This window comes from Pseudomonas sp. A (genome assembly GCF_056270345.1).
On record NZ_CM149873.1, the window covers coordinates 1,359,608 to 1,379,374 of the forward strand.

At 66.2% G+C, this 19,767-nt stretch carries 18 protein-coding genes and 1 riboswitch; of the genes, 12 read left to right on the forward strand and 6 right to left on the reverse strand.

Annotated features, from left to right (window positions below):
* Positions 1 to 65 precede the first annotated feature (65 nt).
* Complete coding sequence (gene hldE, locus AC0MAZ_RS06115; protein ID WP_234562686.1) at positions 66 to 1,487, forward strand: bifunctional D-glycero-beta-D-manno-heptose-7-phosphate kinase/D-glycero-beta-D-manno-heptose 1-phosphate adenylyltransferase HldE; 1,422 nt, start codon at positions 66 to 68, stop codon at positions 1,485 to 1,487.
* 63 nt (positions 1,488 to 1,550) lie between these two features.
* On the opposite strand, the gene AC0MAZ_RS06120 is transcribed toward hldE, so the two are convergent.
* The 4 genes from AC0MAZ_RS06120 to AC0MAZ_RS06135 all read right to left on the reverse strand — a co-directional run bounded on the left by AC0MAZ_RS06120 (position 1,551) and on the right by AC0MAZ_RS06135 (position 5,083).
* Positions 1,551 to 2,519 (reverse strand): metal ABC transporter ATPase, encoded by a 969-nt coding sequence (locus AC0MAZ_RS06120; RefSeq protein ID WP_475860642.1) that lies wholly within the window; start codon positions 2,517 to 2,519, stop codon positions 1,551 to 1,553.
* A gap of 37 nt (positions 2,520 to 2,556) precedes the next feature.
* Positions 2,557 to 3,369, reverse strand: a complete 813-nt coding sequence (locus AC0MAZ_RS06125) for an aldo/keto reductase (protein ID WP_475860644.1) — start codon at positions 3,367 to 3,369, stop codon at positions 2,557 to 2,559.
* Positions 3,366 to 4,541 (reverse strand): NAD(P)/FAD-dependent oxidoreductase, encoded by a 1,176-nt coding sequence (locus tag AC0MAZ_RS06130; protein ID WP_475860646.1) that lies wholly within the window; start codon positions 4,539 to 4,541, stop codon positions 3,366 to 3,368. The genes AC0MAZ_RS06125 and AC0MAZ_RS06130 overlap by 4 nt, the downstream gene beginning before the upstream one ends.
* 209 nt (positions 4,542 to 4,750) lie before the next feature.
* Complete coding sequence (locus tag AC0MAZ_RS06135; protein ID WP_050707183.1) at positions 4,751 to 5,083, reverse strand: DMT family transporter; 333 nt, start codon at positions 5,081 to 5,083, stop codon at positions 4,751 to 4,753.
* A 90-nt stretch (positions 5,084 to 5,173) separates the two neighbouring features.
* On the opposite strand from AC0MAZ_RS06135, the gene AC0MAZ_RS06140 reads away from it, so the two are divergent.
* Complete coding sequence (locus AC0MAZ_RS06140; protein ID WP_203648210.1) at positions 5,174 to 6,064, forward strand: LysR family transcriptional regulator; 891 nt, start codon at positions 5,174 to 5,176, stop codon at positions 6,062 to 6,064.
* A gap of 38 nt (positions 6,065 to 6,102) precedes the next feature.
* On the forward strand, positions 6,103 to 7,374 hold the full coding sequence (gene waaA / locus AC0MAZ_RS06145; RefSeq protein WP_475860649.1) for a lipid IV(A) 3-deoxy-D-manno-octulosonic acid transferase: 1,272 nt from the start codon (positions 6,103 to 6,105) through the stop codon (positions 7,372 to 7,374).
* A gap of 117 nt (positions 7,375 to 7,491) precedes the next feature.
* Here waaA and AC0MAZ_RS06150 read toward each other — a convergent pair whose 3' ends face one another.
* The gene (locus tag AC0MAZ_RS06150) at positions 7,492 to 8,928 is read right to left on the reverse strand and encodes a TolC family outer membrane protein (protein WP_203648208.1); all 1,437 of its coding nucleotides are present in this window, start codon (positions 8,926 to 8,928) and stop codon (positions 7,492 to 7,494) included.
* A 160-nt stretch (positions 8,929 to 9,088) separates the two neighbouring features.
* A riboswitch (TPP riboswitch) is annotated at positions 9,089 to 9,195 on the forward strand.
* A 156-nt stretch (positions 9,196 to 9,351) separates the two neighbouring features.
* On the opposite strand from AC0MAZ_RS06150, the gene thiC reads away from it, so the two are divergent.
* Together thiC and cytX are read left to right on the forward strand one after the other, a co-directional pair.
* The gene (gene thiC / locus AC0MAZ_RS06155; RefSeq protein WP_203648207.1) at positions 9,352 to 11,232 is read left to right on the forward strand and encodes a phosphomethylpyrimidine synthase ThiC; all 1,881 of its coding nucleotides are present in this window, start codon (positions 9,352 to 9,354) and stop codon (positions 11,230 to 11,232) included.
* Positions 11,233 to 11,379: 147 nt separating this feature from the next.
* Positions 11,380 to 12,663, forward strand: coding sequence for a putative hydroxymethylpyrimidine transporter CytX (cytX, locus tag AC0MAZ_RS06160; RefSeq protein WP_234562138.1), 1,284 nt, complete (start codon positions 11,380 to 11,382; stop codon positions 12,661 to 12,663).
* Here cytX and AC0MAZ_RS06165 read toward each other — a convergent pair.
* The gene (locus tag AC0MAZ_RS06165) at positions 12,632 to 13,378 is read right to left on the reverse strand and encodes an RsiV family protein (RefSeq protein WP_475860652.1); all 747 of its coding nucleotides are present in this window, start codon (positions 13,376 to 13,378) and stop codon (positions 12,632 to 12,634) included. The two genes, cytX and AC0MAZ_RS06165, sit on opposite strands and share 32 nt — an antisense overlap.
* A gap of 185 nt (positions 13,379 to 13,563) precedes the next feature.
* Between AC0MAZ_RS06165 and AC0MAZ_RS06170 the strand changes: the two genes are divergently transcribed.
* The 7 genes from AC0MAZ_RS06170 (at position 13,564) to AC0MAZ_RS06200 (ending at position 19,757) form a co-directional block, all read left to right on the forward strand.
* Positions 13,564 to 14,181, forward strand: a complete 618-nt coding sequence (locus AC0MAZ_RS06170; RefSeq protein WP_475860654.1) for an NUDIX domain-containing protein — start codon at positions 13,564 to 13,566, stop codon at positions 14,179 to 14,181.
* Entirely contained in the window at positions 14,172 to 14,624 is a 453-nt protein-coding gene (locus tag AC0MAZ_RS06175) for a DUF1249 domain-containing protein (RefSeq protein WP_023630808.1), read from the forward strand. The genes AC0MAZ_RS06170 and AC0MAZ_RS06175 overlap by 10 nt, the downstream gene beginning before the upstream one ends.
* An 85-nt stretch (positions 14,625 to 14,709) precedes the next feature.
* Positions 14,710 to 15,513, forward strand: a complete 804-nt coding sequence (cpdA, locus tag AC0MAZ_RS06180; RefSeq protein ID WP_234562144.1) for a 3',5'-cyclic-AMP phosphodiesterase — start codon at positions 14,710 to 14,712, stop codon at positions 15,511 to 15,513.
* Between the two features lie 199 nt (positions 15,514 to 15,712).
* Complete coding sequence (locus AC0MAZ_RS06185; RefSeq protein WP_232856314.1) at positions 15,713 to 16,321, forward strand: YqiA/YcfP family alpha/beta fold hydrolase; 609 nt, start codon at positions 15,713 to 15,715, stop codon at positions 16,319 to 16,321.
* 33 nt (positions 16,322 to 16,354) lie between these two features.
* Positions 16,355 to 18,259: a DNA topoisomerase IV subunit B gene (gene parE / locus AC0MAZ_RS06190; RefSeq protein ID WP_203648202.1), complete on the forward strand. Its 1,905-nt coding sequence runs from the start codon at positions 16,355 to 16,357 to the stop codon at positions 18,257 to 18,259.
* Positions 18,256 to 19,242 (forward strand): esterase-like activity of phytase family protein, encoded by a 987-nt coding sequence (locus tag AC0MAZ_RS06195; protein WP_232856316.1) that lies wholly within the window; start codon positions 18,256 to 18,258, stop codon positions 19,240 to 19,242. The genes parE and AC0MAZ_RS06195 overlap by 4 nt, the downstream gene beginning before the upstream one ends.
* Positions 19,239 to 19,757, forward strand: a complete 519-nt coding sequence (locus AC0MAZ_RS06200; RefSeq protein WP_475860658.1) for a retropepsin-like aspartic protease family protein — start codon at positions 19,239 to 19,241, stop codon at positions 19,755 to 19,757. The genes AC0MAZ_RS06195 and AC0MAZ_RS06200 overlap by 4 nt, the downstream gene beginning before the upstream one ends.
* Positions 19,758 to 19,767 lie beyond the last annotated feature (10 nt).

Below are 19,767 nucleotides of genomic sequence, written 5' to 3' on the forward strand. Positions count from 1 at the left end.
TAAAGCCCTGCGCATCCCTGTGCTAATATCCTGCCCCTGTTCACTTTTCCAAAAATGGGTTGCCCATGAAGTTGTCCATGCCGCGTTTCGATCAAGCCCCGGTACTGGTGGTCGGCGATGTCATGCTCGACCGCTACTGGCATGGCGGTACTTCGCGTATTTCGCCTGAAGCGCCGGTGCCGGTGGTCAAGGTCGATCAGATCGAGGATCGCCCCGGCGGCGCGGCCAACGTGGCCTTGAACATCGCCGCCCTTGGCGCGCCGGCCGCGCTGGTCGGGGTCACCGGCCAGGACGAGGCCGCCGATAGCCTCGCCAACAGCCTGCACGCTGCCGGTGTACGCTCGATCTTCCAGCGCATCGCTCACCAGCCGACCATCGTCAAGCTGCGGGTGATGAGCCGTCACCAGCAACTGCTGCGTATCGACTTCGAAGAGCCGTTCGCCACCGACCCGCTGTCGCTGGGCGCGGAGGTCGATGCCTTGCTCGAAGGTATCAAGGTGCTGGTGCTGTCCGACTACGGCAAGGGTGCACTGCAGAACCATCAGGCGCTGATCCAGGCTGCCCGCAGCAAGGGCATCCCGGTGCTGGCCGACCCCAAGGGCAAGGATTTCTCGATCTACCGCGGTGCCAGCCTGATCACCCCGAACCTCAGCGAATTCGAGACCATCGTTGGCCGTTGCACCGATGAAACCGAGCTGGTCGCCAAAGGCCTGAAGCTGCTCGAAGAGCTGGACCTGGGCGCACTGCTGGTGACCCGTGGCGAGCACGGCATGACCCTGCTGCGCACCGGCCACCCGGCTTTGCACCTGCCGGCCCGCGCTCGCGAGGTGTTCGATGTCACTGGTGCCGGTGATACGGTGATCTCCACGCTCGCCGCCGCCATTGCCGCAGGCGAAGACCTGCCGCATGCCGTCGCCCTGGCCAACCTGGCCGCCGGTATCGTGGTCGGCAAGCTGGGTACCGCTGCCATCAGCGCCCCCGAGCTGCGTCGCGCCATCCAGCGTGAAGAGGGCTCGGAGCGGGGTGTGCTGGGGCTGGAGCAACTGCTGCTGGCCATCGATGATGCCCGTGCGCACAACGAGAAGATCGTCTTCACCAACGGCTGTTTCGATATCCTTCACGCGGGTCACGTGACCTACCTGGAACAGGCTCGCGCCCAGGGCGACCGGCTGATCGTTGCCATCAACGACGATGCCTCGGTCAGCCGCCTGAAGGGCCCGGGCCGGCCGATCAACAGCGTCGACCGACGCATGGCCGTGCTGGCCGGCCTCGGTGCGGTGGACTGGGTCATCAGCTTCCCCGAGGACACGCCGGAGAACCTGCTGCGCCAGGTCAAGCCGGATGTACTGGTCAAGGGGGGGGACTACGGTATCGAGCAGGTGGTCGGCGCCGATATCGTCAAGGCCTACGGCGGCACGGTGAAGGTGCTGGGCCTGGTGGAGAATAGCTCGACCACGGCGATCGTCGAGAAGATCCGCAAGCACTGATACGTTGCAAGTCGCGGGGCAAGCCCGCTCCCACGAAGCATTGGGAGCGGGCTTGCCCCGTGTTCATTTATGCAGCGAGGTTCGCGCCCGGGCCAGCAGTTCCCGTGCCTTGTCCCCGAATCGTTCCAGGTGCGACGCCGGCGCGGGCTTGCTTTCGACCAGCCCCTGCTGCTTCAGCCAGTCCTTCCAGCGTACCCGCTCATCCCGCACCACCCAGCCATCCTGGCGGGCGAAGCTCTCCGCCAGCCACAGTCCGCGCGTGCTTGCGGGGGTCAGCTGGTCCTTCTTCAAGGTGTACAGCTCGGCCACCGGCTGGCCGTCCTTGAGCGGCATCAGGTAGAGGTCCGGCCGCTTGCGATTGAGCCTGGCCACCAACTGATCGCCCTCCAGGCGCTCGTCGACATGGAACAGGCTCAGCGACTTGGCCTCCCTGGGCACCTGCAGGCGCAGGTCGTAGATCAGCTGCAACGACGCGGTGGGCAGGTGTACATAGGCGCGCGGGCGCTCCAGCAGCATCAGCTTGGCGCAATGCACCGGGCGGGCGGCACCGGACTCGGGTGAGAGCACGAACGGCAGGGCCTCGCGATAGTGCAGGGCGTCGGCATAGGGCGCTGGCAACCAGGTGTCGTTGAAGCGTCCGCCCAGCCAGCCCTCCGGGGTTTCCAGCAGGCATTCCTCGGCCACTTCCTGGATCGCCGTGTGCAGCGGCAGGTTCAGCTCGTGGGCCGGGACATAGCCGGAAATCAGCTTGAGCACCACATCGCCACGGTCCTGGCGGCGCTGGCGGACCAGTACCCAGTAGTCGCGGCCCTGCCAGTGCAGGGTCAGTCGCACCGACACGCCGAGGTTGGCAAGTTCCGCCACGAAGTGCTCGGGGTCGGCGACCTGGATGGCCTTGCGCCGCTGCAGGGTCTGGGCGAAGTTCAGCGGCATGCCGATGCTCTGGTAGGCCAGGCCTTCGGGCGTGGCCTCGACATGCAGCGGCAGGGTCTTGAAGTTGCTCGGATTCTTGCGGATCAGCGTACGCGGCACGAGGCTCCTCCTTGCGTTGGGCCCCCGCCCGGGCGGCTCAGGGCCGGCCCAGGATGCGGGCGACGGTGGCCACGTTGTGGGCCAGGTGCAGCGGGTTGATGGTGCCAACGATGGCACTGCTCACGCCCGGGTGGGCGAACAGCAACTCGAAACTGGCCTGCACCGGATCGACCCCGGGCGCCAGGCAGATATGCCCGCTGGCCAGGGCCTTCTTCACCAGGATGGCCTTGCCGTGTTCGGCAGCGTAGTCCAGCACGGGCCGCTCCGCCTGCTCGTTGAGGTTGTAGGTGACCATGGCGCAATCACCTTGCTCCAGCGCCTTCAGGCCGCCGGCGACAGTCTTGCCGGACAAACCATAGCCGAGAATCTTGCCTTCCTGCTTGAGCGCGGCGAGGGTTTCGTACACGCCCTGCTGCTCGAGGATCGCCAGGTCGTTGCCGTCGGAATGCACCAGCACCAGTTCGATGCGGTCGGTTTCCAGGCGCTGGAGGCTGCGCTCGACCGAGCGGCGGGTGTGGGCGGCGCTGAAGTCGAAGTGCGACTGGCCGGCCTCGAACTCTTCGCCGACCTTGCTGACGATCACCCACTGGTCGCGCTGACCGCGCAGCAGCGGGCCGAGGCGCTCCTCGCTGCGGCCGTAGGCTGGCGCGGTATCAATCAGGTTGATACCCAGCTCGCGGGCTTGGGCGAGCAGCAGGCGGGCGGCCTCGTCATCGGGGATAGTGAAACCGTTGGGGTATTTCACGCCCTGGTCGCGGCCAAGCTTGACCGTGCCCAGGCCCAGCGGCGATACCCGCAGGCCCGTGCTGCCCAGGGGGCGGTGATGATCGTGCAGGGTCGGCAGCGTCATGGCAGCAGTTGCTCCCAGGCCGGCAACGCCAGCGGTGGACGAGGCAGGTCGGCAAGGTCCGGCCGGCTTGCCGGGCGGATGCCGTCACGTTCGAAGCTGGCCAGTACGCGATCGGCGAAGTCCGGCGCCAGGGCGAGCTTGGTCGGCCAGCCGACCAGCAGGCGCTGCTGGTCGGCGAGGAAGGCGTTGTCCGGACGCACCAGGCCTGATTGCGCCGGTTCGGCGCGGTCGACCCGCAGGGTGGCCCAGCGCACCTGGGCCTGGTCGACCCACGGCAACAGGCTGGCGACTTCCTTTTGCGCCGCGGCGATCTGCGCGGCGGGCTCGCGGGCCACGCCATCGGCCTCGGCGATGTCGCCACCCAGGTACCACACCCATTGGCCATCGGCGGCCGGGTGGGTGGTCACGGTAATGCGCGGCTTGGGCCCGCCGCCCAGGCAGTGGGCGTACAGCGGCTTGAGATTGGGGCCCTTGGCCAGGACCATGTGCAGCGGACGGCGCTGCATGGCCGGTTGGCTCAGCCCCAGGGCGTGCAGCAGCGCTTCGGTGCCGCCGCCGGCGCTGAGGACGATGCGTTGGGCGCGGATTTCGCGGCCATCGACCACCAGCCCGGCCAGTTCATCGCCGTCGCGCAGTGGCTCGATCCGCTCGCCGGCCAGCAGGCTGTCGCCCGCCAGTTGCGCCAGGTTGGCCAGCAGGCTGGGCACGTCGATGACCAGTTCGGCCAGGCGGTAGACCTTGCCCTTGAAGGCGCGGTCCTGCAGGGCCGGCGGCAGTTGCTCGCCCTTGACCTGGTCGACCCGGCCACGCACGGCCTTGCTGGCGAAGAAACTGGTGAGGTTGCCGGCCAGGGTGCCGGGGGACCACAGGTAGTGGGCGTCGGAGAGCAGGCGGGTGCCGGTCAGGTCCAGCTCGCCGTTGCCGGCCAGCGCTTCGCGCCAGCGCCGCGGCATGTCGGCGATGGCCTCGGAGGCGCCGCTGAGGGCGCCGTGCAGGGCGTATTTGGTGCCACCGTGGATGATGCCTTGCGACTTGATGGTCTGCTCACCGCCCAGGCTGGCGCGCTCCATCAGCACCGTCGAATAGCCCAGGCGGCGCAGCCGGGCATTGAGCCAGAGGCCTGCGACCCCGGCGCCGACGATCAGCACGTCAGTGGTAATGGCGGATGGCATGCGGGCACCTCGAAAACTGGGACAGGTGCGCAGTATACAGCGTCGGGGCGGCGTGGGCTTTGCGATCCTGGGGCTGCTGTGCAGCCCTTTCGCGGCACAAGGCCGCTCCTACAGGGGCCGCGCAGACCCAGGATTTACGCGGTCCCCTGTAGGAGCGGCCTTGTGCCGCGAAAGGGCCGCAAAGCAGCCCCAAAATCCTCAGGGAAGCATCAATGCCCGGCAGTATTGGAAAACACCTGGATCACCACCACCCCGCCGACGATCATGGCCATGCCCAGCATCGCCGGCACATCCAGCTTCTGCCCGTAGATCACCAGCGCCGCGATGCTGATCAGCACGATCCCCAGCCCCGACCAGATCGCATAGGCGATGCCCACCGGAATGCTGCGCACCACCAGGGTCAGCATCCAGAACGCCACGCCGTAGCCGCAGACCATCAGTAGCAGCGGCAGCGGCGTGTTCAGCCCCTTGACCGCTTTCATGGAGGCGGTGGCGATGACTTCGGCGCAGATGGCGATGGCGAGATAGGTGTAGGCGTTCATGGTGCGGGTCCTCCGTTGCTGGATGGGCATTCTAGGGAATCCCCGGATGCGGTAAAGTCATTACCTATCTACTTTTGAGATAGGGTGGCAATGACTGAACACTGGAGTCTCGAGCAACTACGTCTGTTCGTGCGGGCCGCCGAGCTGCGGTCGTTTTCCGCCGTGGCCCGCGAGCAGCGCAAGGCCCAGTCGGCGATCAGCAGCGCCATCGCCTTGCTCGAGGCGGATCTGGGGGTGACCCTGTTTGAACGCAGCAGCGGCCGGCAGCCGCGCCTGACCGAAAGCGGCGCCGCCTTGCTGGAGGACGCCCGTGAGCTGTTGCGCCAGTGCGAGCGCCTGGATGGCCGGGCGCTGGCCTTGATGCGTGGGCAGGAGGCGTTGCTGCGGGTGGCCCAGGACGAGGCCATGCCCTACCAGCCGGTGATCGACAGCCTCGACGAGCTGGCGGCGCGCTACCCCTACCTGGAAGTGCAACTGGCCAGCGGCGCCCAGGGCGATGTGGCGCGCAAGCTGGTGGAGCGGCGCGCCGACCTGGGCTTGTTCTTCCACCATGAAAGCATTCCCGCCTCGTTGGAGCGGCGCGCCCTGGGCAGCGTCGAGATGGTCACGGTGTGTGCCATCGATCATCCGTTGGCACACCTGGCCAAGGTCAGCCGCCAGCAACTGGCCCGCCACCGCCAGTTGTTGATCACTCCGCAGCAGAGCGGCTACCCGGGCGGTGAGGCGATCAGTCCGCAGGTCTGGCGCGCCGACAGTTTCTACGCCATGGCCGAGTTGCTGATGCGTGGCCTGGGCTGGGCCTGGCTGCCCCGGCATGTGGTGCAGTACCCCACCTACCAGACGCAGATGGTCGAACTGGACAGTGAGTGGCGTCCGCCGGCGCTGGTGGCGGAGCTGGCCTGGCGGCGCGACGAGCCGCTGGGTCCGGCCGCGCAGTGGCTGGCCGAGCGCTTCGCCGTGCACCTGCGGGCGATTGGCTGACAGGCCTTTTCATCCAGTTCCTAGTAAACTCCGCCGCCATGAACAGAACCCTCTATACCCTGCTGTTTCACCTGGGCCTGCCGCTGGTCGCGCTGCGCCTGTTCCTGCGCGGGCGCAAGGCGCCTGCGTACCGTGCGCGGATCGCCGAGCGCTTCGCCTGCCAGCTACCGCCGATGCGCCAGGGCGGCATCTGGGTGCATGCGGTCTCGGTGGGCGAGAGCATCGCCGCCGCGCCGATGGTCCGGGCCCTGCTCAAGCAGTACCCGGACCTGCCGATCACGCTTACCTGCATGACCCCGACCGGCTCCGAGCGCATCCGCGCGATGTTCGAGGGTGAGCCACGGGTGCAACACTGCTACCTGCCTTACGACCTGCCGTGGGCGGCCGGGCGGTTCCTCGATCATGTGCGCCCGCGCCTGGGCATCATCATGGAAACCGAGCTGTGGCCGAACCATATCCACCAGTGCGCCAGGCGCGGCATTCCGGTGGCGCTGGCCAATGCCCGGCTGTCCGAGCGCTCGGCCCGTGGCTATGCCCGCTTCGCCGGCCTGACCCGGCCGATGCTCGAGGAGATGAGCCTGATCGCCGTGCAGACCGAAGCCGAGGCCGAGCGTTTCCTAGCGCTCGGTGCGCGCCACGAATGCGTGCAGGTAACCGGTTCGATCAAGTTCGACCTGAAGATCGACGATCAACTGCTGCCACGGGCCCGCGCATTGCGCGAGCAGTGGGCTACCCAGCAACGTCCGGTATGGATCGCTGCCAGTACCCACGATGGCGAAGACGCGTTGATTCTCCAGGCTCATCGTGAGCTGCTGAAGGTCCACAGCGATGCGTTGCTGATCCTGGTGCCGCGCCATCCCGAGCGTTTTGCGGCGGTGCATGACCTGTGCGCCGGGCAGTTCTCCACGGTGCGCCGCTCGAGCGCAGATGCGGTCACGGCGCAGACCCAGGTACTGCTGGGCGACACCATGGGTGAGCTGCTGTTCCTCTATGCCCTGGCCGACATCGCCTTCGTCGGTGGCAGCCTGGTGGCCACCGGCGGGCACAACCCGCTGGAGCCGGCGGCGCTGGCGCTGCCGGTGCTCATGGGGCCGCATGTGTTCAACTTCCTCGAGATCAGCGCGATGCTGCGCGAGGCGGGGGCATTGCAACAGGTGGACGATGCCGAAGGGCTGGCCGGGGCGGTGCGCCGGTTGGTCGAGCTGCCGCAGGATGCGCGGCGCATGGGCGAGGCGGGCAGGGCGGTGATGCAGGCCAACCAGGGCGCGTTGCAGCGGTTGTTGGATGGGTTGGCAGGTTTGCTGAAATAAGCGTCCCAGGGAGCGCTTTGCGCTCCTTTCGCGGCACAAGGCCGCTCCTACAGGGGGTTGCGCTCTCCTGTAGGAGCGGCCTTGTGCCGCGAATGGGGCGCGAAGCGGCCCCAGCGCTCAAGGCCGGCGTTCGAAGTTCTTCGCCGCTGCCGCCGCCAGGTCCGGTGGCAGGAAATCCTTGTCCGGGTTGTAGTCGGCCTTCAGGTAGCGTCCCAGGTCCTGCAGGTCTTGCGGGCTCAGGGTGCCGGCGGCTTGCTTCAGACGCAGGTTGTCGAGAATGTAGTCATAGCGGCTGTTGTTGTAGTCACGCACCGAGGTGTACAGCTGGCGCTGCGCGTCGAGCACATCGACGATGTTGCGGGTACCGACCTGGTAGCCGATCTCGGTGGCTTCCAGCGCGCTCTGGTTGGAGATGATCGACTGCTTGCGCGCCTGTACCTGCTCCACGTCGGTGTTCACCGCGCGGTGCAGGTTGCGGGTGTTCTCCACCACCTGGCGACGCAGGCTTTCGCGCTGCTGCTCGCTCTGGGTCAGGCGGGCGTAGGCCTCGCGCACCTGGGAGCTGGTCAGGCCGCCACTGTAGATCGGGATGTTCAGTTGCAGGCCGATGCTGGTCTGCTCCACGTCACCGCCATAGCGCACGTTCGGTTGCAGCTGAGAATTGGTGAAACCGAGGTTGTCGTTGTCGCCCTTCTGGTACTTGGCCACCGCGTCGAGGGTCGGCGCATGGCCGGCCTTGCGCTGGCGCACGGTCTCCTCGGCCGCCGCCACGGCGTGATTGGTCGCCAGCAGGTTGAGGTTCTGCCGCCCGGCGGTTTCGACCCAGGCCTTGGCGTCGTTGGGCGTGGGCACCTGCACCGGCAGGGTGTGGACCACGCCCTGGATCGCCGAGTACTGGCGGTTGGTCAAGGTGATCAAGGCTTCGAAGGCATCCTGCACCTGGCGCTCGGCGATGATCCGGTTGGCCCGGGCGGTGTCGTAGCTGGCCTGGGACTGCAGCACGTCGGTCTTGTCCGAGAGACCGACGTCGAAGCGCTCGTTGGATTGGTCGAGCTGGCGCTTGAAGGCCGCTTCTTCGGCCTTGGTCGAGGCCAGGTTGTCCTGCGCACGCAGCACCGCGAAGTAGTTCTCGGCGCTCTGCAGGATCAGGTTCTGCTCGGTGGCCGACAGTTCCAGGGCGGCCTGTTCGTTGACCGACTCGGCGGCTTGTAGCTGGAACCAGCGGTCGGCGCGGAAGATCGGCTGCGCCAGGGTGGCGCTCCAGGCATTGCCGCTGCGGTTGGAGGTGACCGACGGTTCGTCGAGCTTGGTGCGGGTGCTCATCATCTCGGCGCCGGCCGAAAGGTTCGGCAGCAGGCCGGCGCGGGCCTGGGGCACCACTTCGCGGCGGGCGCCGTAATCGGCGCGGGCGGCGGCCAGGTCGGCGTTGTTGTCGACCGCTTCCTGGTAGACGCTGACCAGGTCGGTCTTCACCGTCGTGGGCGTATCCACTGCCCAGGCCACTCCGTGGGACGCACAAGACACGGCAATTGCCAGTGAGAGTTTGCGCAGCATAGGGCAATCCTTGATCAAATTTTATTTACTGTACTGTCGGGTATCGAGCGATGCGCCAGTGTAGTGCCGCGCGCCGCCATCAACAATCCGCCGTGTGTGCCATTTATCACCCCCGGATTTACCCGCTTGGCTTTGCCGGCCACTCCAGTCTAGACTGCGCATGTTCTTGTCGGGGTGCCTTGAAGCAAAGGCTGAGATCGCAGAGGTGCGGATCCCGTTGAACCTGATCAGGTTAGCGCCTGCGTAGGGAACAAGATTGCTCTCACATCCCGGGAGCCTCTTGTGCCAGGTCCGGGATCGCCACAGCTGCTTGCAGCCCACGGCACCCCATGTCCGGCACTGCACTCGTCAACACGGGTGCGTCCACGCCTTTCAGGTTCACCCCGACATTCCACCGCCTGGAAGCTGTCTGGAGAGCCTGTGATGAGCAAACAAGAAAAAACAATCAGTCTGAGCGAGTCGGCCCAAGTCGACCAACAGTCCGTGCAACCCCTGCCCAATTCGCGCAAGGTCTATGTCGAAGGCTCGCGCCCCGACATCCGCGTGCCCATGCGCGAGATCAGCCTGCACGACACCCCCACCGACTTCGGCGGCGAAAAGAACGCCCCGGTGCTGGTGTATGACACTTCCGGCCCGTACACCGACCCCAATGTCATCATCGATGTGCGCAAGGGCCTGGGCGATGTGCGCTCGGCCTGGATCGACGCCCGTGGCGACACCGAGCGCCTGGAGGGCCTGAGCTCGAACTTCGGCCAGCAGCGCCTGAACGACGCGGAGCTGGCCAAGCTGCGCTTCGCCCATGTGCGCAACCCGCGCCGCGCCAAGGCCGGCGCCAACGTCACGCAGATGCACTACGCGCGCCAGGGCATCATCACCGCCGAGATGGAATACGTCGCCATCCGCGAGAACATGAAGCTGCAGGAAGCCCGTGCCGCCGGCCTGCTGAACCAGCAGCACGCCGGCCACAGCTTCGGCGCCAGCATCCCGAAAGAGATCACCCCCGAGTTCGTCCGCGAAGAGATCGCCCGCGGTCGCGCGATCATTCCGGCCAACATCAACCACACCGAGCTGGAGCCGATGATCATCGGCCGCAACTTCCTGGTGAAGATCAACGGCAACATCGGCAACAGCGCCCTGGGTTCCTCGATCGAGGAAGAAGTGGCCAAGCTGACCTGGGGTATCCGCTGGGGCTCGGACACGGTCATGGACCTGTCCACCGGCAAGCACATTCACGAGACCCGCGAGTGGATCATCCGCAATTCGCCGGTGCCGATCGGTACCGTGCCGATCTACCAGGCCCTGGAGAAGGTCAACGGCGTGGCCGAAGACCTGACCTGGGAGCTGTTCCGCGACACCCTGATCGAACAGGCCGAGCAGGGCGTGGACTACTTCACCATCCACGCCGGCGTTCTGCTGCGCTATGTGCCGCTGACCGCCAAGCGCGTCACCGGCATCGTCAGCCGCGGCGGCTCGATCATGGCCAAGTGGTGCCTGGCGCACCATAAGGAGAACTTCCTGTACACGCACTTCGACGAGATCTGCGAGATCATGAAGGCCTACGACGTCAGCTTCTCGCTGGGCGACGGCCTGCGCCCGGGCTCGATCGCCGACGCCAACGACGCCGCCCAGTTCGGTGAGCTGGAAACCCTTGGCGAGCTGACCAAGATCGCCTGGAAGCACGATGTGCAGTGCATGATCGAAGGCCCCGGCCACGTGCCGATGCAGTTGATCAAGGAGAATATGGACAAGCAGCTCGAGTGCTGCGACGAGGCGCCGTTCTACACCCTCGGCCCGCTGACCACCGATATCGCCCCGGGCTACGACCACATCACCTCAGGCATCGGCGCTGCGATGATCGGCTGGTTCGGTTGCGCCATGCTCTGCTATGTCACGCCCAAGGAGCACCTGGGCCTGCCGAACAAGGATGACGTGAAGACCGGCATCATCACCTACAAGATCGCCGCGCACGCTGCCGACCTCGCCAAGGGCCATCCAGGTGCGCAGATTCGTGACAACGCACTGTCCAAGGCACGCTTCGAGTTCCGCTGGGAAGACCAGTTCAACCTCGGCCTGGATCCGGACACCGCGCGTTCCTTCCACGACGAGACGCTACCCAAGGAGTCGGCCAAGGTCGCACACTTCTGCTCGATGTGCGGGCCGAAGTTCTGTTCGATGAAGATTACCCAGGAAGTGCGTGAGTACGCCGCCAAGATCGAGACCGTGGACGTGACGGTCGAGCAGGGCATGCGTGAGCAGTCCGAGCGGTTCCGCCAGGAAGGCAGCCAGTTGTACCAGAAGGTGTAAGTAGACCTTGGGGGCCGCTTTGCGGCCCTTTCGCGGCGCAAGGCCGCTCCTACAGGGACCGCGCAGGCCTCTGTAGGAGCGGCCTTGTGCCGCGAAACGAGGACGCAGTCCTCGCTAGCAACAACTCCAATAATCTGGCGAGCCCCCATGACTACCCCCAGCCACTTCTCCCCCGACCACCCCGTCCCCACCCACCACCGCCAGTTCGGTGCCCGCGACCTGTTCTCGCTGTGGTTCTCCCTCGGCATCGGCCTGATGGTGCTGCAGGTCGGCGCCCTGTTGGCGCCGGGCCTGGGTCTGGCCGGCTCGATCCTGGCAATCGCCCTCGGCACGGCGGTAGGCGTGCTGCTGCTGGCCGCGGCGGGGGTGATCGGCAGTGACACCGGCCTCTCGGCCATGGCCACCCTGCGCCTGACCCTGGGTAGCCATGGCGCGCGCCTGCCGGCCTTGCTCAACCTCCTGCAGCTGGTGGGCTGGGGCTCGTTCGAGATCATCGTCATGCGCGACGCCGCCAGCCTGCTGGGCACCCGCGCCTTCGGCGAGGGCAGTGGCTGGAGCAGCCCGTTGCTGTGGACCCTGTGCTTCGGCGCCCTGGCCACCCTGCTGGCGGTCAGCGGGCCGCTGGCGTTCGTGCGCAAGGTGTTGCGAAAGTGGGGCATCTGGCTGTTGCTCGGTGCTTGTATCTGGCTGACCTGGAACCTGTTCGCCAAGGCCGACCTGGCCGCTCTGTGGCAGCGCCCGGGGGATGGTTCGCTGTCCCTGGCCCTGGGCTTCGACATCGTCATCGCCATGCCGCTGTCGTGGCTGCCGCTGATCGCCGACTATTCACGCTTCGGCCAGCGGGCCAGCCGGGTATTCGGCGGTACGGCACTGGGCTTTTTCATCGGCAACGCCTGGCTGATGAGCCTGGGCGTGGCCTACACCCTGGCGTTCGCCCCAAGCGGTGAGGTGAATGCGCTGCTGCTGGCGCTGGCCGGCGCCGGGTTGGGGATTCCGCTGCTGCTGATCCTGCTGGACGAATCGGAGAACGCCTTTGCCGATATCCACTCGGCAGCGGTCTCCAGCGGGCTGCTGGTCAAGCTCAAGGTCGAGCACCTGGCCTTGGCTATCGGCGTGCTGTGCACGCTGATCGCCCTGCTGGCGCCGCTGGCCCAGTACCAGAACTTCCTGCTGCTGATCGGCTCGGTATTCGCGCCGCTGTTCGGCGTGGTGCTGGTGGACCACTTCGTGGTCCGTCGCCGTCGCCTGCCGGCGCTGGTCGAGGGCTTGCACTGGCAGGCGCTGCTGGCCTGGGCGGTGGGGGTGGCGGCCTATCACCTGATGGCTAACGCGGCGCCGGAGGTGGGAGCGACCCTGCCGGCACTGCTGCTGGCAGGGGGACTGCATCTGCTGCTATCGCTCAGCCGCGGCCGGGAAACAGCTCGGGCCTGATCACGCCGTTGAGGCGCGGGTAGGGGATCTTCAGCTCGACGTGGCCCATGGAATAGGGCGCTATGGCGTAGACCTCGTACTTGATTACCACCGCGCCATAGGTCAGGGCGATGTGCGGCGACTGCTTGAACGGCCAGGTCTTGACGAACTCGGCGTCCTTGTCCATGCCGGTGCTGATCAGCCAGGCGCGGTGGGACTCCTCGGCGGTCTTCCAGAAGGTCGCTTCCTGGCCGGGCACGAGCATGTCGTCCAGGGTCAGCACCTTGTCCAGCTTGCGCGAGTAGTTGATGAAGCCGCGTCCGGGCATGCCATGGGCGCCGCCGCTGTCCAGGTAGCTGGACAGCTCGACGATCACCAGCCCGTCATGCTGCTCGCGTACCTTGGCCTGCAGGTAGCTGCTGTTGCGCTTGTCGGCGCGGGCCAGGTACTGCTGTTCATAGGCTTGCAGCGAGGCCGGCGGGGTGCCGCGCTGGTTGTCCTCGGTCAGCATCAGCAGGCGCTTCTCGACGATGGCGTCGAGCTTGGGCAGGGCGGGGAAGTGCACCACGTCGATGTTGACCAGCGGGCAGTCGCTCTCGCTGCAGCCGGGCTTGACGTGTTCCCAGGCCTCGCGCTTGACCTCGAGCGGGGCGCGGTAATTGGGCGTGAACAGGCTCTGGCAGGCGCCGAGCGCCAATGCCAGGACGGCCACGGAAGTCAGTTTGACAAGCGTCATGTTGCCTCTTTCACAACGGTGATGATCGGCCTTTGACCGCCTGCGCGGCCTTCAGTTCGCCACTAAGCTAACAGAGAGCGGCGCGCCTGTCCCGGCTGCCCGAACGGTCGCCGGAAAGGGATGAAACCGGGCGGCGCGCAGAGTAGGATTGCGCGATGCGGTAAACGAGGTATCAAGGAGTTTGCATGACGGACACGTCAAATACTGTGCCCACCCAGGTCGAAATCACCCGGCGTGAGCATCTGTTCAAGGGCTTCTACAAGCTCGACAAGCTGCACCTGCGCCACGAATTGTTCGCCGGCGGCATGAGCCGCGAGTTCACCCGCGAGCTGTTCGTGCGCCATGACGCCGTCTGTGTGCTGCCCTACGATCCGCAGCGCGATGAAGTGGTGCTGATAGAGCAGTTTCGGGTTGGCGCCGTGGGCAAGATCGATAATCCCTGGCTGATCGAGATGGTCGCCGGCCTGATCGACAAGGACGAGGCGCCGGAAGAGGTCGCTCACCGTGAAGCCGATGAGGAAGCTGGCCTGACCTTCAGCGCGCTGTGGCCGATGACCTGCTACTTCCCCTCGCCAGGCGGCAGCGACGAGTACGTCCACCTGTTCCTGGGCCGTTGTTCCAGCGAGGGCGCCGGTGGCCTGCATGGCCTGGAGGAAGAGAGCGAGGATATCCGCGTGCGCGTGTGGGCGTTCGAGGATGCCCTGCAGGCGGTGCGTGACGGGCGTATCTGCAACGCCGCCACGATCATCGGCCTGCAATGGCTGGCGCTCAACCGTGACGAAGTCCGAGGTATGTGGAAGTGAACCTGCTGCGTGAGCGCTATCGGGTCGACCTGGTCGGGCTGCAGTCGGCCTGCGAGGCCAACTATGCCCGTCTGATGCGCCTGCTGCCGGACATGCGCACCACGCAGAGCTCGCGCCGTATCGGCATGACCCAGGGCGACCAGATGCTCGGCGTGCTGGTGCTCGAAGTGCTGCTCGCCTGTCCCTACACCACCACCCTCAAGGTGCGCCAGGAGCACAGCCTGCCCTGGTTGCCGGTGCCCGAGCTGGAGGTGCAGGTCTACCATGACGCACGCATGGCCGAGGTGGTCAGCGCCGAACATGCCCGCCGCCTGCGCAGCATCTACCCGTACCCCAACACGGCGATGCACCAGCCGGACGAGAAGGCTCAGCTCAACCTGTTCCTCGGTGAATGGCTGAGCCATTGCCTGGCCTGTGGCCACGAACTGGAAGCGGTGCGCTGAAATGTGATGCGCGTCGGTTTCGAGTACTTGCTCGAAACCGATCCGCCGCCATAATCGGTGCTGAATCCGCTCGAGGAGACGGCCGTTGCCGCAACCACACTCACTTCCGTCACCCATCCATGTGGTGCAACTGACCGACGCCCACCTGTTCGCCGATCCGGCGGGCACGTTGCTGGGCCTGAATACCCGTGACAGCCTTGAGCATGTGATCGACCAGGTGCGCCGCGAGCAGCCGCGCATCGACCTGCTGCTGTGCACGGGCGATCTGTCGCAGGATGCCAGCGTCGCCTCCTACCAGGTATTTAGCGAGTTGACCTCGAAGTTGGGAGCGCCAGCACGCTGGCTGCCGGGCAATCATGACGAGGCCCAGGTGATGCAGTCCGTGGCGCCGGAACTGGTGCAGGCGGTGACGGACATTGGCCAATGGCGCATCGTCATGCTCGATTCGGCAGTGGTGGGTGCCACCTTCGGTTTGTTGGCTGACGACCAGCTGGCGGTGCTTGACCAGGCGCTGGACGGGGCAGGCGAACGCCATTGCCTGGTGTGCTGCCACCATCAGCCGGTGGATATCGGTTGTGCGTGGATTGCACCGATCGGGTTGCGCAATGCCGATGAGTTGTTGAAGCGCTTGCGCAGTTATCCACAAGTGAAGGCGCTGCTGTGGGGGCATATCCATCAGGAATGGGATGAGGTGCGCGACGACATCCGTTGCCTCGCCACGCCTTCGACCTGCATCCAGTTCGCGCCGCGCAGCGAGGATTTCAAGGTGAGCGAAGAGCAGCCGGGCTATCGCTGGTTGCGGCTGCATGCCGACGGGCGGTTGGAGACCGGCGTGGAGCGGGCGTGCGATTTCGAGGTGAAGCTGGATTTCGACAGCCCGGGTTACTGAATCAGGGGACCGCTTTGCGGTCCTTTCGCGGCACAAGGCCGCTCCTACAGGGTACGCGTCTCCCTGTAGGAGCGGCCTTGTGCCGCGAAAGGGGCGCAAAGCGCCCCCAGCTGTTTGAAGAATTTGTTGCGAAAATCCCCACGCTGCGCCAATGCCCTTCGAACACGCTACACTGCGCGTCTTTGCGTCCGGGGGCAGCATGTCGGGTTCCATCCTCTATATCCATGGCTTCAACAGCTCGCCGCTGTCGAAGAAGGCGTGCCAGCTCGAGGCGCTGATGCAGCGGCTCGGGCTATCCGACCAGCTGCGCGTCCCGGCCCTGCACCACCACCCGCGCCAGGCCATTGCCCAGCTGGAGGCCGCCATCGCCGAGCTCGGCGCCCCCTTGCTGGTCGGCAGCTCCCTCGGCGGCTACTATGCCACTCACCTTGCCGAGCGCTACGGCCTCAAAGCCCTGCTGGTCAACCCGGCGGTCGGCCCGCACCGCCTGTTCGACGGCTACCTGGGCACCCAGCGCAACCTCTATACCGATGAGGCCTGGGAGCTGACCCACGACCACGTGGACGCCCTGGCCGAACTGGAAGTGCCGCCGCCGCAGGACGCCGCCCGCTATCAAGTGTGGTTGCAGACCGCCGATGAAACACTGGACTATCGCCACGCCGAGCGCTATTACCGCGCCTGTGCCCTGCGTATCCAGGCTGGCGGCGACCACAGCTACCAGGGCTTCGCCGAGCAGCTCCCGGCCCTGCTGGCCTTCGCCGGCATTGCCCGCGGGCAGTATGCGGCGCTGGATTTTTCTGTATTTTGACTTTTGCATTCACCAGACTGACGACGAGAACCCATGGCCAATCCCAGCGCTAGCGCCTATAACGCAGACGCCATCGAAGTCCTCTCGGGCCTTGATCCGGTCCGCAAGCGGCCGGGCATGTACACCGACACCAGCCGGCCCAACCACCTGGCCCAGGAAGTCATCGACAACAGCGTCGACGAAGCCCTGGCAGGCCACGCCCGCTCGGTACAGGTGATCCTGCATGCCGACCACTCGCTGGAGGTCAGCGACGATGGCCGCGGCATGCCGGTGGACATCCACCCCGAAGAGGGCGTTTCCGGCGTCGAGCTGATCCTCACCAAGCTGCACGCCGGCGGCAAGTTCTCCAACAAGAACTACCAGTTCTCCGGCGGCCTGCACGGCGTCGGCATCTCGGTGGTCAACGCCCTGTCGAGCCAGGTGCGGGTACGCGTCAAGCGCGACGGCAACGAATACCAGATGACCTTCGCCGACGGCTTCAAGGCCAGCGAGCTGGAAGTGGTTGGCACCGTCGGCAAGCGCAACACCGGCACCAGCGTGTACTTCACCCCCGATCCGAAGTACTTCGACTCGCCGAAATTCTCCATCAGCCGCCTCAAGCACGTGCTCAAGGCCAAGGCCGTGCTGTGCCCGGGGCTGTCCATCAGCTTCGAGGACAAGGGCACCGGCGAGAAGGTCGAATGGCACTACGAGGACGGCCTGCGTTCCTACCTGGTCGACTCGGTCAGCGAGTACCTGCGCCTGCCCGACGAGCCGTTCTGCGCCAGCCTGGCCGGCAACAAGGAAGCCGTGGACTGGGCCCTGCTGTGGCTGCCCGAGGGCGGCGACAGCATCCAGGAGAGCTACGTCAACCTGATCCCCACCGCGCAAGGTGGCACCCACGTCAATGGCTTGCGCCAGGGCCTGCTGGACGCCATGCGTGAATTCTGCGAGTTCCGCAACCTGTTGCCGCGCGGGGTCAAGCTGGCCCCCGAGGACGTCTGGGAACGCATCAGCTTCGTGCTGTCGATGAAGATGCAGGAGCCGCAGTTCTCCGGGCAGACCAAGGAGCGCCTGTCGTCCCGTGAGGCGGCGGCGTTCGTCTCCGGCGTGGTCAAGGACGCTTTCAGCCTGTGGCTCAATGCCAATCCCGAGCTGGGCATGCAACTGGCCGAATTGGCCATCAGCAACGCCGGCCGTCGCCTGAAAGCAAGCAAGAAGGTCGAGCGCAAGCGCATCACCCAGGGCCCGGCGCTGCCCGGCAAGCTGGCCGACTGCGCAGGCCAGGATCCGATGCGCGCCGAGCTGTTCCTGGTCGAGGGTGATTCCGCCGGCGGTTCGGCCAAGCAGGCGCGGGACAAGGAATTCCAGGCGATCCTGCCGCTGCGCGGCAAGATCCTCAACACCTGGGAAGTCGATGGCGGCGAAGTCCTGGCCAGCCAGGAGGTGCACAACATCGCCGTGGCCATCGGCGTCGACCCGGGTGCCACCGACCTTTCGCAATTGCGCTACGGCAAGGTCTGCATCCTCGCCGACGCCGACTCCGACGGCCTGCACATCGCCACCCTGCTGTGCGCGCTGTTCGTCCAGCACTTCCGTCCGCTGGTCGAGGCCGGGCACGTCTACGTGGCCATGCCGCCGCTGTACCGCATCGACCTGGGCAAGGAGATCTACTACGCCCTGGACGAAGCCGAGCGCGACGGCATCCTCGACCGGCTGGTCGCCGAGAAGAAGCGCGGCAAGCCGCAGGTCACCCGATTCAAGGGCCTGGGCGAGATGAACCCGCCGCAGCTGCGTGAGACCACCATGGACCCGAACACCCGGCGCCTGGTCCAGCTCACCCTGGACGACGTGCAGGGCACCACCGAGATCATGGACATGCTGCTGGCCAAGAAGCGTGCGGGTGACCGCAAGAACTGGCTGGAAACCAAAGGTAACCTGGCCGAGGTCCTGGTTTGATTCGTCCGTTGCTCATGGCCTGCCTGGCGCTGTTCGCCCTGCAGGCCCAGGCCGGCGACTGGCCGCAGCTCAAGCTCAGCGGCGAGCACGTGGTCGATGGCATGCGCGGCGGCAACCTGTCGGGCCTGGCCTGGTGCCGGGGGGCGTTGTGGGCGGTGTCCGACCGCGATGACGACCGCATCTACCGCCTGGACCAGGACGGTGCGGCCTGGCAGGCCCAGCCGCTGACCTTCACCCCGCCGCCGGCCCCCGATACCGGGTTGCCCTGGGGGCTGAAATCGCGCAACTGGGCAGCGTCCTACATCCGTGGCGGCGCGCTGGATTTCGAAGGCATCACCTGCGACCAGGCCGGCAACCTGTTCATCGTCAGCGAGGCCCAGGCCGCGGTGCTGCAACTGCCCCTGGAAGGCGAGCCGGACTGGCTGAGAATCGACCAGGCCATGGTGCGTCAGGCGCGGGCCAGCGGCATGCTGCTGCATTTCAACGCACTGTTCGAAGGGCTGGCGATCAACCCGGCGGGCGATCGCCTGTGGCTGGCCGCCGAGCGTGAGCGGCGCGGCCTGCTCTCCGTGCAGCGCCAGCAGTCGGTATGGAACTGCGGGCGCGGCTGCGTGCTGCTCAGTGAGGCCGGCGTGGAAATGCAACCGCCGCAATTCCCCGAGGCACGCCCGGTTTCCCGCGACTTCGCCGACCTGGCCTGGTTCGAGGGCAAGCTGTTCACCCTCGAGCGCAACGCCTATCGCATTTGCCGGCGCGATGCCGACAGCGGCGCCGTGGAGCGCTGCTGGTCGTTCGCCGCCGATGCGCTGGTGGAATCGCGTCGTTATTCACAGCCCTATGGCCTGGCCGAGGCGCTGGTAATCGACAAGGACGGTGCCTGGATCGGCGTGGACAACAACGACCGCCCGCGGTCGGACGGTGAAACGCGGCCGGTCGTCTGGCGCTTCGGTGCGCCGGCCGGCGGCTGGAGCGCCAAGCCATGAGCCAGCCAGCGGGCAAGCGGGCGGGCAGGGTGCTGATGATCGTCGCCTGGGCGGCGGCGATGTTCCTGGCCACGCGCTTTTTCGGCCAATGGGAGGAGCGCCAGCAGAACCCCAACGCCGTGGTGCAGAGCGAGCAGGGCGACGGCTTCGTCGAAGTGCGCCTGCTGAGCAACGGCCAGGGCCATTTCGTCGCCGACGGCGCAATCAATGGCCGGGTGGTGCATTTCATGCTCGATACCGGCGCCACTGATGTGGCAATTCCAGAAGCACTAGCCCGCGACCTGGACCTGGCCCGCGGCTCACCGGTGCAACTGAGTACCGCCAATGGCCGCACCGAAGGCTACCGCACCCGGCTCGACAGCCTGCAACTGGGTGACATCCACCTGCGCGACGTGCGCGCGCTGGTGGTGCCCGGCCTGGATGGCCAGGCCGTGCTGCTGGGCATGAGCGCCCTGAAACAACTTGAATTTACCCAGCGCGGCGGCACCATGCTGCTGCGCCAGAACCTGAAATGACGAGGCCCGC